This window comes from Marinifilum sp. RC60d5 (assembly GCF_052400665.1).
Lineage (GTDB): Bacteria > Bacteroidota > Bacteroidia > Bacteroidales > Marinifilaceae > JBQTGK01.
In genome coordinates this window covers 655,041-671,040 of the sequence record NZ_JBQTGK010000001.1, presented here as the reverse complement: position 1 = coordinate 671,040, position 16,000 = coordinate 655,041, and the positions used below count along the sequence as shown (strand labels likewise).

General features: G+C 32.9%; 12 protein-coding genes and 1 tRNA gene. 9 read left to right on the top strand and 4 right to left on the bottom strand.

Features of this window, described 5'->3' with window-relative positions; all coding sequences use genetic code 11:
• Nucleotides 1-63 precede the first annotated feature (63 nt).
• Entirely contained in the window at nucleotides 64-819 is a 756-nt protein-coding gene (locus ACT3CE_RS02840; protein WP_444708244.1) for a CDP-alcohol phosphatidyltransferase family protein, read from the bottom strand.
• A 126-nt stretch (nucleotides 820-945) separates the two neighbouring features.
• Between ACT3CE_RS02840 and ACT3CE_RS02835 the strand changes: the two genes are divergently transcribed.
• Nucleotides 946-2,010 carry a putative type IX sorting system protein PorV2 gene (locus ACT3CE_RS02835; protein ID WP_444708243.1) on the top strand — a complete coding sequence of 355 codons (1,065 nt, stop codon included), beginning with the start codon at nucleotides 946-948 and terminating at the stop codon, nucleotides 2,008-2,010.
• A 57-nt stretch (nucleotides 2,011-2,067) separates the two neighbouring features.
• Here ACT3CE_RS02835 and ACT3CE_RS02830 read toward each other — a convergent pair.
• Nucleotides 2,068-2,143 (bottom strand) — tRNA-His (locus ACT3CE_RS02830).
• Nucleotides 2,144-2,278: 135 nt separating this feature from the next.
• On the opposite strand from ACT3CE_RS02830, the gene ACT3CE_RS02825 reads away from it, so the two are divergent.
• From ACT3CE_RS02825 to ACT3CE_RS02795, 7 genes are all read left to right on the top strand, one after another.
• Nucleotides 2,279-2,953 (top strand): DNA alkylation repair protein, encoded by a 675-nt coding sequence (locus ACT3CE_RS02825; RefSeq protein WP_444708242.1) that lies wholly within the window; start codon nucleotides 2,279-2,281, stop codon nucleotides 2,951-2,953.
• A gap of 111 nt (nucleotides 2,954-3,064) precedes the next feature.
• Nucleotides 3,065-3,829, top strand: a complete 765-nt coding sequence (locus ACT3CE_RS02820) for a Bax inhibitor-1/YccA family protein (RefSeq protein ID WP_444708241.1) — start codon at nucleotides 3,065-3,067, stop codon at nucleotides 3,827-3,829.
• Between the two features lie 36 nt (nucleotides 3,830-3,865).
• Nucleotides 3,866-5,065, top strand: a complete 1,200-nt coding sequence (locus ACT3CE_RS02815; protein WP_444708240.1) for a GNAT family N-acetyltransferase — start codon at nucleotides 3,866-3,868, stop codon at nucleotides 5,063-5,065.
• 103 nt (nucleotides 5,066-5,168) lie between these two features.
• Nucleotides 5,169-5,420: a type B 50S ribosomal protein L31 gene (locus tag ACT3CE_RS02810; protein ID WP_444708239.1), complete on the top strand. Its 252-nt coding sequence runs from the start codon at nucleotides 5,169-5,171 to the stop codon at nucleotides 5,418-5,420.
• A gap of 190 nt (nucleotides 5,421-5,610) precedes the next feature.
• Entirely contained in the window at nucleotides 5,611-6,801 is a 1,191-nt protein-coding gene (locus ACT3CE_RS02805) for a GlmU family protein (RefSeq protein ID WP_444708238.1), read from the top strand.
• A 187-nt stretch (nucleotides 6,802-6,988) separates the two neighbouring features.
• Nucleotides 6,989-9,442 (top strand): endopeptidase La, encoded by a 2,454-nt coding sequence (gene lon, locus ACT3CE_RS02800; protein WP_444708237.1) that lies wholly within the window; start codon nucleotides 6,989-6,991, stop codon nucleotides 9,440-9,442.
• A 99-nt stretch (nucleotides 9,443-9,541) separates the two neighbouring features.
• Nucleotides 9,542-10,642: an AI-2E family transporter gene (locus ACT3CE_RS02795; RefSeq protein WP_444708236.1), complete on the top strand. Its 1,101-nt coding sequence runs from the start codon at nucleotides 9,542-9,544 to the stop codon at nucleotides 10,640-10,642.
• 63 nt (nucleotides 10,643-10,705) lie between these two features.
• Here the strand turns inward: ACT3CE_RS02795 and ACT3CE_RS02790 are convergent, their stop codons facing one another.
• Together ACT3CE_RS02790 and ACT3CE_RS02785 are read right to left on the bottom strand one after the other, a co-directional pair.
• Nucleotides 10,706-11,623 (bottom strand): NAD-dependent epimerase/dehydratase family protein, encoded by a 918-nt coding sequence (locus ACT3CE_RS02790; RefSeq protein ID WP_444708235.1) that lies wholly within the window; start codon nucleotides 11,621-11,623, stop codon nucleotides 10,706-10,708.
• A gap of 80 nt (nucleotides 11,624-11,703) precedes the next feature.
• Complete coding sequence (locus ACT3CE_RS02785; RefSeq protein ID WP_444708234.1) at nucleotides 11,704-12,366, bottom strand: phosphoadenylyl-sulfate reductase; 663 nt, start codon at nucleotides 12,364-12,366, stop codon at nucleotides 11,704-11,706.
• A 437-nt stretch (nucleotides 12,367-12,803) separates the two neighbouring features.
• On the opposite strand from ACT3CE_RS02785, the gene ACT3CE_RS02780 reads away from it, so the two are divergent.
• Nucleotides 12,804-15,677, top strand: coding sequence for a hybrid sensor histidine kinase/response regulator transcription factor (locus ACT3CE_RS02780; protein WP_444708233.1), 2,874 nt, complete (start codon nucleotides 12,804-12,806; stop codon nucleotides 15,675-15,677).
• Nucleotides 15,678-16,000 lie beyond the last annotated feature (323 nt).

The window sequence follows — 16,000 nt, the reverse complement described above, 5'->3', positions numbered from 1 at the left end:
GAGAAATACAAACAAAGGCTAAAGAATTAATTCTTTAGCCTTTGTTTGTAGAAGTGTTTGTGTTTATTTTTTAATTTGATAATTATCTATCAACGAAAATATAATATAAACGAATAATATCATTGGAATAACTAGCCACTTAAGTAGTACAGCAAGAATAATTAGAGTAATTAAGAATGAATACCTAAGCTTATTTTCGCTCCATTTTAGGCTCTTTACTTTTAAGGCGAACATTGGTACTTCAATAACCAATAAAAGTGATGTAATTGCCACTGCAATAATTAATATTATTGGCTTAGATACCAGACTTTCGATTACTGGATATTTGCCCAAATGCAGAACCAAAGGAATCGAAGCCCAGAACATTGCATTGGCAGGTGTAGGCACCCCTATAAAAGATGTGGTTTGTCTTGTATCAACATTAAATTTAGCCAATCGTAAAGCCGAAAATATTGGAATTATAAATGCAGATAAAAGTAAAATTATTTCCGAAAAACTTAATTCCGAAGGGTTAAAATTTACGGCAACATCACCCAAAACAGCAATTTTAAGATATCCAAAAGCGATTAAGCCCGGAGTTAAGCCAAAACTTACCATATCAGCAAGAGAGTCTAATTCTTTACCCATTGGCGAATAAGCTTTAAGAGCTCTGGCAGCAAGGCCATCGAAAAAATCGAATATTGCCGCTATAATTATTAATACAGATGCTTCAACTAAATGACCCTCGATAGCCATTAAACTAGCTGTGCAACCTGAAAATAAATTCATACAGGTAATTGTATTTGGAATGTGCTTTATTATTCCTTTTGCTTCAGACATGAATTTGATTTTTGTTAAATATGGCACAAAAATAACTGAATTTTCTGAAAGTATTGATTTATCGCCATAGTATGTGAGAGATTAAAAAAAGCATGTTATTTTTACCAGACTTTGAAAATATTAGATATGCGACTTTTATTAAGCCTGTTAATTGTATTTTGTTTGTATGATTTTTCTTACGGACAAAGCTCTGCTCCTACTTACAGTAACGAATTTCTCTCTATTGGTGTGGGAGCTCGTTCTTTTGCTATGGGAAATTCTGTTATTGCTTCACAAAGTGGTGTAGAGGCCGCTTACTGGAACCCATCATCCCTGGTCGAACTAAATAGTAAGTATGATGCTTCGCTTATGCATGCCGAATATTTTGGCGGTTTATCGGCCTACGATTACCTGGGGTTTGCAATTAAGTTGACTAAAGAGAGTGCTTTGGGATTAAGTTTGATTCGATATGGTGTGGATGATATTCCCAATACCCTGGAATTAATCGATAGTGATGGAAATTTAAGGTACGATAGAATTACAACTTTTACAGCAGCCGATTATGCATTTTTATTTTCCTATGCTCGTAAAACAGGAATAAAAGGATTAAATATTGGAGGAAATGTAAAGTTAATATATCGTCACACAGGTGATTTTGCTAAAGCTTATGGTTTTGGTATCGATTTATCGGCAAGTTATAAAAAATCGAATTGGAAGTTTGCCGTCGTATTGCGCGATGCTTCTAGTACATTTAATTCGTGGGTGTTTAACACCGATGATTTAGAAGAGATATTTGCACTTACAGGTAACGAAATACCCGAAAATTCAACTGAGTTGACATTGCCTCGTTTGATATTGGGGGTGAGTAGAAGTTTTAATATTTCAGATAATTTTGGGCTCTTAGCAGAGTTCGATACAGATCTTACCTTCGATGGAAAGCGTAATGTTGTAATTCAGGGTGATCTTCTTAGTATTGATCCACATATTGCTGTAGAGGCTTCGTTTAAAAGATTTATATTTTTGCGAGCCGGGCTAAATAACTTTCAGGAAGAAACCGATTTTGATAATGGTAAAGAATGGACATTTCAACCTAATTTGGGTTTGGGAATTAATTATAAAGGCTTTCGTTTGGATTATGCTTTAACCGATATTGGGGATCAGTCGATTGCCCGATATTCCAATGTGTTTTCTTTATCTTATTCGTTTAATTAAAACGAAAGCTTATAAAACAAAAAAAAGCAAGTTCATTTGAACTTGCTTTTTTCTTAGGGGTGAAAGACCGGTTTCGAACCGGCGACCTCTGGAACCACAATCCAGCGCTCTAACCAACTGAGCTACAATCACCATTTCTGCTCTATTGCGGTGCAAATATAGAGAAATCCTTATTTATTCTCCAAATAAAATTTGAAAAAAAATTAAAAAAAGATTCCGAAAAGATTATAAACTCTACCTTTGCAGGTAGTTAACTAATTTTAAAAAAATGGAATTTTTTATTGACAATAAAGATACAGAAGCAAAATTTAAGGAAATATTTAAAAAAATATCAATTTTAAGGAATGGTGAAACTCATCATGAGATGAAAAAATTTGGATTAAACTACCAAAAATCTTTGGGTGTTACGGTGGTGAATTTACGAGAACTGGCAGCTAAATATGAGCAAAACCATTTGTTGGCACATAAATTATGGGTGAAAGAATTTCGCGAAACCAGAATTGTGGCATCGTTACTCGAAGAACCCGAGAAAGTTGAAACTGCACAATTAGAAAGATGGTTTCAGGATATGGAATCTAATGAATTGTACGAGCAAATAAGTATGAATTTGTTAATTCACCTACCAAACATACATCAACTTTTGCAAGACTGGTTACAATCGGGGAACTATAAAAAAGTAGTTTGTGCGGTGTTGGTTTTGGGAAGAATGGCTTTGTTAAAAAGAAAAGAAGATATTATTGGCTTGGTAAATTTTGTAGAATTTATCCCAGAAAATATCGATGAAAATTATCTTAAAAATCAGGTTAAAAGAAGTTTAGGTAAGATAGTTCGTTTAAATAAAGAACTTGCCGATAAAATTAGTACTCGTGTGAATCAGTTAAAAAATAAAGACGAAAACTGGCAGGAGGTATGGGATGATTTACAGTATGAGTTAGAATTGTAAGATTTTATTTTAAGATAATTTATGATTCTGTATGGTTAAAAATCTAGGAAAAGAGAATTAAACGAAGTAAATTTGATGCTCATTAAATAAATAAAATTAAGCATTAATTATATGGCATTAACAAAGAGTTCGAACCCAGTATTGAGTGATAAAATATTTTACAATTCTCGGTTACAATCGCACAGCGAAACAATGACCATTAATGGAACGGTTAATAAAATCGCACTTTTATTATTTTTTGTAGTTGCAGCAGCAAGCTATACCTGGGGAATGGTTTTAGATTCGGCTGGCAGTGGTCAAATTACAAGTTCGGTTTATCCCTGGATGATTGGTGGCGCTGTGGGCGGACTTATTTTAGCATTCGTTACAGTGTTTAAACCCGCATGGTCTCCTTATACTGCTCCTTTTTATGCGTTGTTCGAAGGTCTTTTCCTTGGAGGAATTTCTGCCCTCATGAACGCCTCTTATCCGGGCATTGTAATGCAGGCAGTAGGTTTAACATTCGGAACCCTTTTTGCTATGCTTTTTGCATATAAAACAGGTTTAATAAAAGTAACTCAAAAATTTAGAGCTGGTATTGTTGCAGCAACTGGTGGTATCATGATATTTTATTTCATTACCTGGATTATGAATATGTTTGGTATTGGAAATGGTTTCTATTACGGATCAAGTTTGTTAAGTATTGGGATAAGCCTTTTTGTTGTAGCCATTGCTGCATTAAATTTAGTATTAGATTTTGATTTTATAGAGAAAGGATCGCAAGCAGGAGCTCCAAAATACATGGAGTGGTATGGTGCGTTTGGTTTAATGGTAACTTTAATTTGGTTATATATTGAGTTGCTAAGACTACTTTCGAAAATTGCCAACCGTAATTAGTCAGCTTACCTTTTATAAAATAAATATACATTTCGAGTGAATATAGTTGAAGTCTTAAATAATAGGCAACGAAAAGAATTTTTAGACATAGTTGAAATCATTTATAAAGGTGATTCGAATTATGCCCGTCCGCTTGATGTTGAAATTGAAGGGATTTTTGATTCTAAAAATAATTCATTTTTTAGTCACGGTGAAGCTTGCCGATGGATTTTACAAGATGAAAATGGAAAAACAATTGGACGCATTGCTGCCTTTATAAATGAGAAAAAAGCTCATTCTTTTGATCAGCCTACCGGTGGTTGTGGCTTTTTTGAATGTGTAAATGATAAAAATGCGGCCTTCCTATTGTTTGATACAGCAAAAAGCTGGTTGTTAGAAAGAGGAATGCAGGCAATGGATGGCCCGGTTAATTTTGGAGAGAATGATAACCACTGGGGATTATTAGTTGATGGTTTTATTCCGCAGGGATATGGAATGCCATATCATAGAAAATATTACAGAGAATTTTTTGAATCTTATGGTTTTAAAGTGTTTTTTGAGCAGTATAGTTATCATCTCGATTTAAGAAAAAAATTCCCTGAAAGATTTTGGAAAATCGCAAAATGGGTGGCTAAAAAACCAGGATTTTCTTTTGAGCACTTTACTTATAAAAATCAAGAAAAATATATTCAAGATTTAATATCGATTTATAATGATGCCTGGAAATTTCACGATAATTTTTCTCCTATTGATCCTGAGGATATAAGGAAAATTGCCAGAGAAGGTAAAGGTGTTATTGAAGAAGAATTTATTTGGTTTGCTTATTTTGAAGGAAAACCGATTGCTTTTTTTGTTGCAATGCCCGATATCAATCAGATATTAAATAAAATGAATGGGAAATTTAATTTGTGGAACAAGTTAAAATTTCTTTACTATTTAAAAACAAAAACAATTACCCGAGGTCGAATATCAATAATGGGAGTTGTTCCGAAATATCAACGATCGGGTATCGAATCAGCAATTTTTTGGCACATGGATAAAATCATGAAAAATAAGCCGCACTATAAAGAAATGGAGTTGTCTTGGGTTGGTGATTTTAATCCTAAAATGATTTCCATTTATGAGTCGGTTGGTGGAGTTAGAATGAAGACTCATTATACCTACAGATGTCTTTTTGATTCGAAAATACCTTTTAAAAGAACGCCTATTATTCCACTGGAAAACAGAGGAGATAAGGCAAACAGGAAAAATGTATAAGAAAGAGGAGAATAATTTATTTATTTTTTTGCAAAATGAATTACAATATCTACCTTTGCACTCCATTGGAAGAAGATTATAAGAAATTTAAAGGATATTTAAAATGAAAAAGGGAATACATCCGGAAAACTATCGTCTTGTTGCATTCAAAGACATGTCAAACGATAATGTTTTTATTGCAAAATCGACAGCAAACACTAAAGAAACTATTGAATTCGAAGGTGTTGAGTACCCATTAGTTAAGTTAGAGATCTCTAATACTTCTCACCCTTTCTATACAGGTAAGATGACATTAGTAGATACTGCTGGACGTGTGGACAAGTTCAGAAACAGATACAAGAAATTCAAAAAGTAATTCTTGGTCATATAATATTAAAGAGCTTCGATTATTCGGAGCTTTTTTTTTGTGCAAAAATTATTTATACCCGATTTAAAAATCATTTAAAGTTCAGGAACCATATAAAAACAATTGTTTTTAAATCATTTTGCTTAAATTTGATCGTAAAATAAAACAAATAAACTTTCGGGTTTACATTACTACTACAATGAATTATATTCTTTTTGATGATGGAGCATGGAACGATATGCTTCCGATAAGTTTTACTCGTCCTGTGGCAGAAATTAGAGTGGGAATTTTAACGATTCATGAAAAATGGGAACGATATTTAAATTCTCAGCTTAGTTTTTTAACACAGCAATATTTATCCAAAAAATTTCCAATTCAATTGCAAGAGGAAAATGTTCTGGTAAATGGATCGGTTTTGCCAAGTAAAGAATTAAGCCAGGCAATTCAAAATCTTAAGCTTAACGAATACTTAATACGCGATAAGATTGTAATTGCTGCACGTTTTAGTTCGCAAGAAGTAAATTTAGTGTTGGAGGAAGAAATTACAGATAAAAAAGCTGTAGAATATACTTCCGAAATTATTCGAATAGATAAGCCATATCAGGTTTTTGGATTAAATGATCAGGCTCTTCGCGACGATTTTAAGTTGCTAACAGCTGGAAGAGAATCTCAACCCATAAGTGAAAGTGTAAATGTGCTTGGAAAAGAGAATATATTTTTGGAAGAAGGAGCAAAGGTTGAGTTTGCTACTTTAAATGCACAGAACGGACCAATTTATATTGGTAAAGATGCCGAAATAATGGAAGGTGTACTAGTAAGAGGCCCATTGGCAATGTGTCAAAATTCGGCAATTAATATGGGTGCGAAAATTTATGGAGCAACTACTTTAGGTCCTTACTGTAAATGCGGAGGAGAGCTTAATAATGTTGTAATGATAGGTTATTCGAATAAAGCTCACGACGGTTTTTTAGGAAATGCATTAATCGGCGAATGGTGTAATATTGGTGCCGACACAAATAATTCCAATTTAAAAAATAATTACTCTCAGGTAAAATTGTGGAGTTATACCAGCGAGAGTTTTGCACGTACAGGTCTTCAGTTTTGTGGTACAATAATGGGCGATCACTCAAAATGTGGTATTAATACAATGCTTAACACAGGAACAGTGATAGGCGTTAGTGCCAATGTTTATGGGGCTGGGTTTCCACGAAACTTTATTCCTTCGTTTTCGATGGGTGGTAATCATGGATTTAAAGAGTACCGATTAAAAGCAGCTTATGAGGTGGCCGATTTGGTGATGAAAAGAAGAGCTTTGGAATTTGACCAAGTAGAAAAAGATATTTTAGCAGAGGTTTTTGAAATGACAAAAGTTTATCGGAAATCATTCTAAAAAATAAATTTTGACAGTAATAGAGCTCTTGCAAAAAATTGTTAGAGCTCTATTTTTATTTTGGCATAGCTATTGCCAACTATAGTTAGACTAAAATTTTAAAAAAGGATACGACATTTTGTCACAATATGCTTACAAAAAGTGTTTTCCTTTTATATATATAAAGTAAGAATAAGACATCGATAGAATGAGTGATAAAATAGAATTCAATATTAGTGATTTAGCTTTGTCAAATATGATGGATGAAGATTCAGATTTTATTCCAATAATAACAGATGAGGATGAGAGTGCTTTGGACGAATTACAAGTTCCGGATACTTTGCCAATTTTGCCACTTCGAAATACAGTATTATTTCCAGGTGTAGTTATTCCAATTTCGGTAGGACGAGAGAAATCGTTAAAACTGGTTCGCGAAGTATACAAAAACAAAGGAATGTTGGGCGCTGCTTCGCAAATAGATTTGAGTGTTGAGGAACCACATTTTGACGATATTAATAAGATTGGTACGGTAGCACAGATTATAAAAATATTGGAAATGCCCGATGGATCTACAACCGTTATTCTACAGGGTAAAAAACGTTTTGAACTTGAAGAGATTGTTAGTGAAGATCCATTTCATGTTGGACGAATTAAGACACTAAAAGATAATAGACCTCAAGTAGAAGATAATGAGTTTAAAGCATTGGTATCTTCAGTTAAAGATATGGCTATTAAGGTAATAAAACTTTCTCCTCATATTCCTAATGAAGCATCTTTTGCGATTAAAAATATCGAAGGATCTTCATTTCTTATAAACTTTATATCCAGTAATTCAGAAATTAAATATAGCCATAAACAAAAGCTGTTAAAATTTAGTGATATTCGAGATCGTGCTTTAAAATTGCTGGAATTATTGGTGCGCGAGATTCAGGTTTTAGAATTAAAAGACGATATTCAGTCGAAAGTAAAAACCGATATGGATCAACAGCAAAGAGAATATTTGTTGCACCAGCAAATGAAAACAATTCAGGATGAGTTGGGCGGAAGCCCTAACGATCAGGATGTAGTTGATCTGGAAGAGAAGGCTAAAGAAAAAAAATGGAATGATGAGGTAAGTGAGATATTTAAGAAGGAACTTAAAAAACTTCAGCGCCTTAATCCAGCGGCAGCAGAATATTCTGTTCAGTTAAATTATCTGCAGGAATTACTGGATTTGCCATGGAACGAGTTTACCGAAGATAATTTTGATCTTAAAAATGCTCAGGAAGTTCTGGATAAAGATCACTTTGGATTAGAGAAAGTAAAAGATCGTATTATTGAACATTTGGCAGTATTAAAGCTTAAAGGTGATTTAAAATCTCCAATTTTATGTTTGTATGGACCTCCGGGAGTGGGAAAAACCTCATTGGGAAAATCTATTGCTGGCGCATTAAATCGTAAGTATGTCAGAATGTCCTTAGGTGGCTTACACGATGAGTCTGAAATTCGCGGACACAGAAAAACTTATATTGGAGCAATGCCAGGTCGAATTGTTCAGGGAATGAAAAAAGCGGGCTCTTCAAATCCTGTGTTTATTCTCGACGAGATTGATAAAGTTGGAAACGATTTTAGAGGTGATCCATCATCAGCATTGCTTGAGGTATTGGATCCTGAGCAAAATAGTTCTTTCCATGATAATTTTTTAGAGGTAGATTATGACTTGTCGAAAGTAATGTTTGTAGCAACTGCTAATAATGTGGGATCAATTTCGGCTCCTCTTCGCGATCGTATGGAGATGATTGATGTGAGTGGATACATACAGGAAGAAAAAATAGAGATTGCCAAGCGTCATTTGTTACCAAAACAAATGGAAAATCATGGTATTACTGCTAAAAATGTAAAGATATCGAAAGAGGTAATTGCAGAGGTAATTGATAAATATACCCGGGAATCGGGCGTTAGAGCATTAGATCAGCGTATTGCTAAAATTATGCGTAGAGTTGCGCGTAAAGTTGCTATGGAGGAAGAATACGATACTAAACTTAAAGTTGAGGACTTAAAGGAGTATTTAGGAGCTGAAATGTTTAATCGCGATAAATATCAGGGAAACGAATATGCTGGAGTTGTTACTGGTTTAGCCTGGACTTCGGTTGGTGGTGAAATTTTATTTATTGAATCGAGCTTATCGGCAGGAAAAGGAAAACTGACCTTAACCGGTAATTTGGGTGATGTAATGAAGGAATCAGCATTACTAGCACAAGAATACCTGAGAGCTCATTGCGATAAATTAAATATTAAGAAAGAAGCTTTCGACGAATGGAATCTTCATGTTCACGTTCCCGAAGGTGCAATTCCAAAAGATGGACCATCGGCAGGAGTTACCATGGTAACGGCAATGGCTTCGATATTTACTCAGCGAAAAGTGAAGAAAAATCTTGCAATGACTGGTGAAATTACTTTAAGAGGAAAAGTTTTGCCGGTTGGTGGTATTAAAGAGAAAATTCTTGCTGCTAAACGTGCCGGAATCAAAGAAATAATTCTTTGTAATCAAAATAGAAAAGATATCGACGAGATTAAGGATGTTTATTTAAAAGGTTTAAAATTCCATTTTGTTGATGAAATAATGGAGGTTTTAGAGATTGCCTTAATGAAACAAAAGGTTGATTCTCCTTTAAAAATATAATGAACTGCTACTATTGTGAAAAGCTCTCGTTTACGGGAGCTTTTTTTTATGCTAAAAATTCTTACTTTTATATTTATACACATAAATGATTACTTCCCAATGAATGGAAAAGGAAAATATATATTGGTTGTACTTGGGGTATTGCTCCTAAGCTTAATGTTTTGGTATTTTAGTAATATTGTAGCATACATATTAATATCGGTAGTTTTATCCTTCATTGGCCGGCCCGTAGTGGTATTTTTAAATAAAATAAAAATTAAAAACAGGACTTGTCCTTCGGCATTATCGGCTGGACTTACTTTAATATTACTCTGGTTTGTGATGGTGATGTTCTTTAGGACTTTTATACCTATGGTTGCTGCACAAGCTCAGGAATTATCGACAATTGATGTAAATTCGGCAGCTCAGAGTTTAGAGGAACCGATACAAAAAATAGAATCTGTAATAGCTAAATATTCGGCAGAAGGCGATGAGTTTAATTTAAAAGCTGTTGTTATTGATAATTTCACATCGATTGTTAAAATATCAGATGTTTCATCTATTTTTAGCTCATTAGCAGGTACTTTGGGAAATATTTTTATTGCTCTTTTTTCCATTTCGTTTATTACATTTTTCTTTTTAAAAGATAGCAGCTTATTTAATAGCGGAGTGGTATTGTTGGTGCCTGCAAGGCATGAGGAAGGTGTTCGACATGTGTTAGATTCGATAAAAAATTTACTAATGCGTTATTTTGTGGGATTATTTTTCGAAGTAATATTGGTCGGCTTTCTTGTTACAATTGGCCTGAGTATAGTTGGTTTGCCATTTGGAACGGCTGTTGTAATTGGTTTATTTGCAGGAATGATGAATGTGATTCCTTACATTGGGCCAATTATTGGTGCTTGCTTTGGAATGATAATAGGTATAGCAACCAATTTAAATGCCGATTTTTACACCGAAATTTTACCATTACTTGGATATATGGCTATGGTTTTTGCTTGTGTTCAAATTATCGATAATATTTTATTTCAACCTTTAATTTACTCGAATTCTGTAAATGCTCATCCGCTTGAAATTTTTATTGTAATTATTATGGCAGGAAGTATGGCAGGAATAGTAGGTATGATGCTTGCCATTCCATCATATACCATTTTGCGTGTAATTGCTAAAGAGTTTTTTAATAAGTATCGTTTTGTAAAGAAGTTAACAGAAAACATATAACAAAAAAAGATGATTCAAGCGAATCATCTTTTTTTTGCTATCAGCAAAAGCCTATAATTATTTTTAAATGCTCGAAGTTTCAAAATGATTTTTCAATGCATTTAATTCGTCTTCGAAACTCATTTTTTTACCATCGTATAATTTCATTATTCTATCATCTGTTTTTACCATTTGTTGAGGTAGCTCCAAATGCTGATTGGTAAAAATCATTTCCATATCAGGATTTTGAGATTGCATTATTTCAACCAAATCCATTATCGATTTATTGTGTTCAACCAAATTGTAAACACCAGAATCTAGTTTTCTACCTAATAAGTTGGCAAGAATTGTACTTGTTTTATCTAGAGAAATAAACGGACGTTTTTGATTTCCGCTGCCATGTATTGATATTCTTCCCACAAAATGAGAATCGAAAAGTAAACGGTTAATAGTATTTTTCATTTTCATACTTACCCCATGTCCAAAAACATTCCCCAAACGAATTATTTGAGTGTTTACCTTAGGCATAATCCGTTCGGCATGTTGTTCACCTCTTAGCTTTGAGCTTCCTAAAGAGGTACTTGGTTCGGGTATAGTAAAAACATCAAATTCGTGATCTGAATATCCGTAAACAGAAGTACAGCTAACATAAACCAATTGTTTTACATTGCTTTCTTCTATGGCATAAATTAATTCTGCAGTTCCCCAGTTATTAACCTGTTCGTGAAGATGATGAAGTTTATCGTTATCCGAATTTTCGGAAGCCAAATGATACACCACATCTATATTTTTTAAAACCTTATCCAGAGTTCTCGAATCTAAAAGTTCTCCTTTTACAAATTTTACTTTTCCAGGTTCAATTTGTGAGTGAAGAAATAAATTATAATTATCCTGACTTAAATTATCAAGAACAGTAATTTCTTTAACTTCAGGATTTTTATTTAGCTTTATGCATAGTTCAGTACCAATGTATCCGGCACCTCCAGTTATTAAAACTCTCATATTATTTGTGTTTATATGGCAATTAAGATTTTATGAAATAGAGAATATTTGTATTCTGCTAAATTTCTAATCTAAAGTTACTATTTATCTTTCTTTACTACCAAATCGGTGTTTAATCCACATTCGGTTTTTTTCATGCCAAACCATCGGGCACTTCTTTCGTCGCCTAAAACCATTTTGCGCGTACAGGGTTCACAGCCAATACTATCATAGCCTTTCGCTTCAAGCGGATGACGAGGTAGTTTATAATCTTTTATGTATTTGTAAATTTCCTGTTTACTCCAATCTAGCATTGGGTGAAAACGAATTACATTATGAGGAGCAGCCTGTTCAATATCCATAGCTTTTCTTACTGCCGATTGATCGGCACGAACACCATTTATCCAAACATCATTATCGGCTAAAACGCTATCTAAAGGTTGTACTTTATTAAGAAAACAGCAATAATCAGGATCTGATGTGAAAAGAAAATTTCCATTGGCATCTTTTTGTTGAGCCTTTGGAATTGTCGATTTAGCATCTATAATATTTAAGCCAAACTCTTTGGCTATTTGGTCTTTAAACTGTATTGTTTCGGGGAATAAAAATCCGGTATTAATAAAATATACTGGTATTTCCGGATCAATTCTGCTAATAATATGTAATAGAACCAAACTGTGCGACTGAAAAGAGGATGTCGTAAATATTTTTTTTCCGCCGGCTTTATATTGCAATAATTTTTCTTTTATTTCGTCGAATTTCATTGTTAATTGCTCTAATATTCAATTGATTTACTTCTTGTGTAATTGTATAATTATACAAAATTTTACGATAGGTAAAGGTACTAATAAATATTGCAAGTTGATGTAGAATTGCTAGCAGATAAGGATATGTGTTGACCGTATCTTTTGTTTTTTTAAAATATCTAAATATTATGAATTGTTTTATTAATGAATATTTATTGCGGATGTAAGGAGACTTAACATAGGTTAAAGTTGATTTTAAAAATTTAATTTATGTTTATAGAAGGATTTTTTTTTGTTAAGTGAAATGTTTATTTGCTTCTGGATGTTGAATGTCTTAAATTCGCTAATAGATAATACATTGTGTTGGTTGAAAAGTTGTGCTGTCAGAGAATTTGTAATTGTCTTTTATTGAATGTTATTTTTTAAGAGATCACTATTTAATACATAATAATATAATGAACTTACTAGCTAAACTTTCATTACTTCTAGTACTAACAATTATTTCTGCTGATATTTTTTCACAGAGAAAATTGGAAGTTCCTAAATATAAGAATCTAGATAGTTTGAAAAATGAACTTCAGAATCTGATTTATGAAAAGGGACATACAAAAGATAAGGAGAGAGCCATAAAGTTGGTTGTTCGAAATAGAAGACTTTTTAAGGGAGAATATGGAGATTATCTGCATATTCTTCGTAAAAAAGTAGAGTCAGATATTGATAGTCTTAACTTACCAGAAATTTATTACCGCTTGGGAGTAAATCATAGATATCAACATGTTTACGATTCGGCTAAATATTATTATAAAAAGGCTTTGCCATACGCTCGTAAAAAAGCAGATTACTACCAAATTGGGCGTATTTATAATGAGCTGGGCGTTGTTTGTCGCAAAACCGATCAAAATGAAGAAGCACTGAGTTACTTTGTATCTTCCATAAATAGTACTGAGAAGAGTAAAAATTATTATGGAAAAGCAATTGCCGAAAATGGAATTGGCAATATTTATTTGGTGCAAAAGGAGTACAAAAAAGCACTTTCTTATTTTAAGGAATCATTAAAATATGGAATTAGTAGCGAAAATAACTTTCATTTAGAGTTAAGTTATGGGAATGTAGGAGAAGCTTATATGTTTCTTAATGAAAGCGATTCAGCAAATTACTATATTAATAAATGTTTAGAGCTGGCGAAAAAGCGAAATTATCCAATGAGCCAGGGTATATGCTATCAGCTTTTAGGCCAGGTTGATATGTCCTTAAAAAACTATTATGAAGCTTATGATCATTTTGAAAAATCCTTAGAAATACAGCGCGAAATAAAAGACAAAAGATATCTTAGTTCGATATTAATTCATCATGGTACGGCATCTGCTAAATTAAAACGCTATAAAGAGGCCGAAAACAACTTATTGGAAGGGCGAGCTCTCTCAGAAGAGATTCATTCTCTTGATAATTTGATTTTATGTAATCAGACTCTTTATGAGGTTTATTTGAAAACAGAACGATATAAAGAAGCGTGTAATTCTTTATTGCAAACTAAAATTTACACCGATTCTCTTTATAATTCTGCTACTTCGCAGGTACTCAACGATTTGGAATTTAAGTATCAATCGGAAAAGAAATCGCAACAAATTGAGCTTTTGAATACTCGAAATCAGTTGATTGGCGAGTCTAAAAAAATGCAAAGAAACCAGTTTGGTGTATTGTTATTACTATTTGGTGGGCTTGCGGCATTTTTTTATTATAGATATCAGAATAAACAGAGAGTTACTCGAGAATTACAGAGTATCAGTAAAATGAAATCTAAATTTTTCAGTAGTATTTCTCATGAATTTAGAACTCCTTTAACACTTATAAAAGGACCAGTTGAAAAACAATTACGTAAGGCCTGTAAAGAAGAGGATCGTACTGATTTTAGTTTAATTTTACGAAACTCAGATCGTTTATTATCATTGGTAGATCAATTATTGAGCCTATCAAAAATTGATGCAGGACAGTTTAAAATTAAGGCTCAGGAAGGCGATTTATCGACTATCTTAAAAGGAATTTCGAACTCATTTACTTATCAGGCTTTAGAAAAAAATATTACATATCAGTTAGATATTAACGAAACGGGAAAGGTGTGGTTCGATCGTAATATTGTTGAAATCATATTCACAAATCTGTTATCGAATGCTTTTAAATTTGTACCTGGTAATGGAGAGGTGCAGGTTAATGTACTTGCTTTTAACGATCATCTGAAAATAGCTGTTCGTAATTCGGGGTGCAGTTTAAGCGATGAAGAATTGTTACATATTTTCGATCGTTTTTATCGTGCCGGAGAAAATGAAACGCAGGGTACAGGTATTGGTTTGTCTTTGGTAAAAGAACTTTGTACGCTATACCGGGCTCCAATAAAAGTGAGTTGTTCCAACAATCAAATAATAGAATTTAATCTGGTGTTGCCAAGCACAAAAGAACATTTTAAATCAAATGAGATTTCTTTAGCCCCAATTGTTCAGCAGCCAATTCAGGAAATTGTACAATTGCCAAATATTAATGAGGCAGATACAGAAAAGAAATTGGGCGATCTTCCTGTTCTTCTAATTGTGGAGGATAATTCTGATATGAGAAAGTACATTAGAACGTACTTTGTTAATAAGTACAAGATTTTAGAAGCCGAAGATGGCGAGATTGGAATAAAAATGGCTCTTGATAATATTCCTGATTTAATTATTTCGGATATTATGATGCCAAATATTAGCGGTGTTGAGCTATGTTCAACGCTTAAAGAAGATCATAAAACGAATCATATTCCAATTATTTTATTAACTGCTAAAGTAGGAGATGATAATGAATTGGATGGTTTAAATTCCGGAGCCGACGATTATATTGTAAAACCATTTAATGCACAGTCTTTACTCGTTAAAGTTGAAAGGTTAATAAATACCCGGAAAGAACTACAAAAAAAATACCAAAATGAATTGGTGATTAGCCCATTAAATTTGGTTTTCGAATCGGAAGAAGAAAAGTTTGCCACTTGCTTACAGGAAGTATTAGAAAAGCATTTGCCTGATCCCAATTTTTCTGTGGATCAGTTTTGTGAACTAACTTTAATGAGTAGAACTCAATTGCATCGGAAACTAAAAGCTTTAACAGGTTTATCGGCAACAGCATTTATTCGAACTCAGCGAGTTAAAATGGCTTCCAAACTGCTTTTAAAATCAGAAACAAGTATTAGTGAAGTTTGTTACTCTACTGGTTTTAACGATACCTCCTATTTTTCTAAGTGCTTTAAAGAGATTCAGGGATGTACTCCTTCCGAATACATGAAAGAACATACAGTAAATTACTAGAATAAAATTATAATAGTTCGAAATGGTTCACTTGTAGTGAGCCATTTTTTTTGCTCTATTATTATTTGAATAGATAGCTATTCAATAAAGAGACTAATTAATTGATTTTGATTCTCCCATTAGAATTGATTTTTATAGGAATTCAAGTTCAATACCTAGTGATTTTTGTAGATAATTTTGAATTATAGTTTTCTTCTATATATGTAATAAGTGTGTCAGTGTTGTTGTAACTATCTGAAATATAGTAGATGGAACATTTGTACAAATCGATGGAACATTTGTAATACCTCTTTTTTATATGTTGTTTTTTTAACTGATTATTT

Bases quoted from the DNA above. Each gene is read 5' to 3' on its own strand.
- ACT3CE_RS02795 (WP_444708236.1), top strand. From the start codon at position 9,542: ATGAATGGAAAAGGAAAATATATATTGGTTGTACTTGGGGTATTGCTC.
- ACT3CE_RS02835 (WP_444708243.1), top strand. From the start codon at position 946: ATGCGACTTTTATTAAGCCTGTTAATTGTATTTTGTTTGTATGATTTT.
- ACT3CE_RS02840 (WP_444708244.1), bottom strand. From the start codon at position 819: ATGTCTGAAGCAAAAGGAATAATAAAGCACATTCCAAATACAATTACC.
- ACT3CE_RS02805 (WP_444708238.1), top strand. From the start codon at position 5,611: ATGAATTATATTCTTTTTGATGATGGAGCATGGAACGATATGCTTCCG.
- ACT3CE_RS02810 (WP_444708239.1), top strand. From the start codon at position 5,169: ATGAAAAAGGGAATACATCCGGAAAACTATCGTCTTGTTGCATTCAAA.
- ACT3CE_RS02825 (WP_444708242.1), top strand. From the start codon at position 2,279: ATGGAATTTTTTATTGACAATAAAGATACAGAAGCAAAATTTAAGGAA.
- lon (WP_444708237.1), top strand. From the start codon at position 6,989: ATGAGTGATAAAATAGAATTCAATATTAGTGATTTAGCTTTGTCAAAT.
- ACT3CE_RS02785 (WP_444708234.1), bottom strand. From the start codon at position 12,366: ATGAAATTCGACGAAATAAAAGAAAAATTATTGCAATATAAAGCCGGC.
- ACT3CE_RS02820 (WP_444708241.1), top strand. From the start codon at position 3,065: ATGGCATTAACAAAGAGTTCGAACCCAGTATTGAGTGATAAAATATTT.
- ACT3CE_RS02780 (WP_444708233.1), top strand. From the start codon at position 12,804: ATGAACTTACTAGCTAAACTTTCATTACTTCTAGTACTAACAATTATT.
- ACT3CE_RS02790 (WP_444708235.1), bottom strand. From the start codon at position 11,623: ATGAGAGTTTTAATAACTGGAGGTGCCGGATACATTGGTACTGAACTA.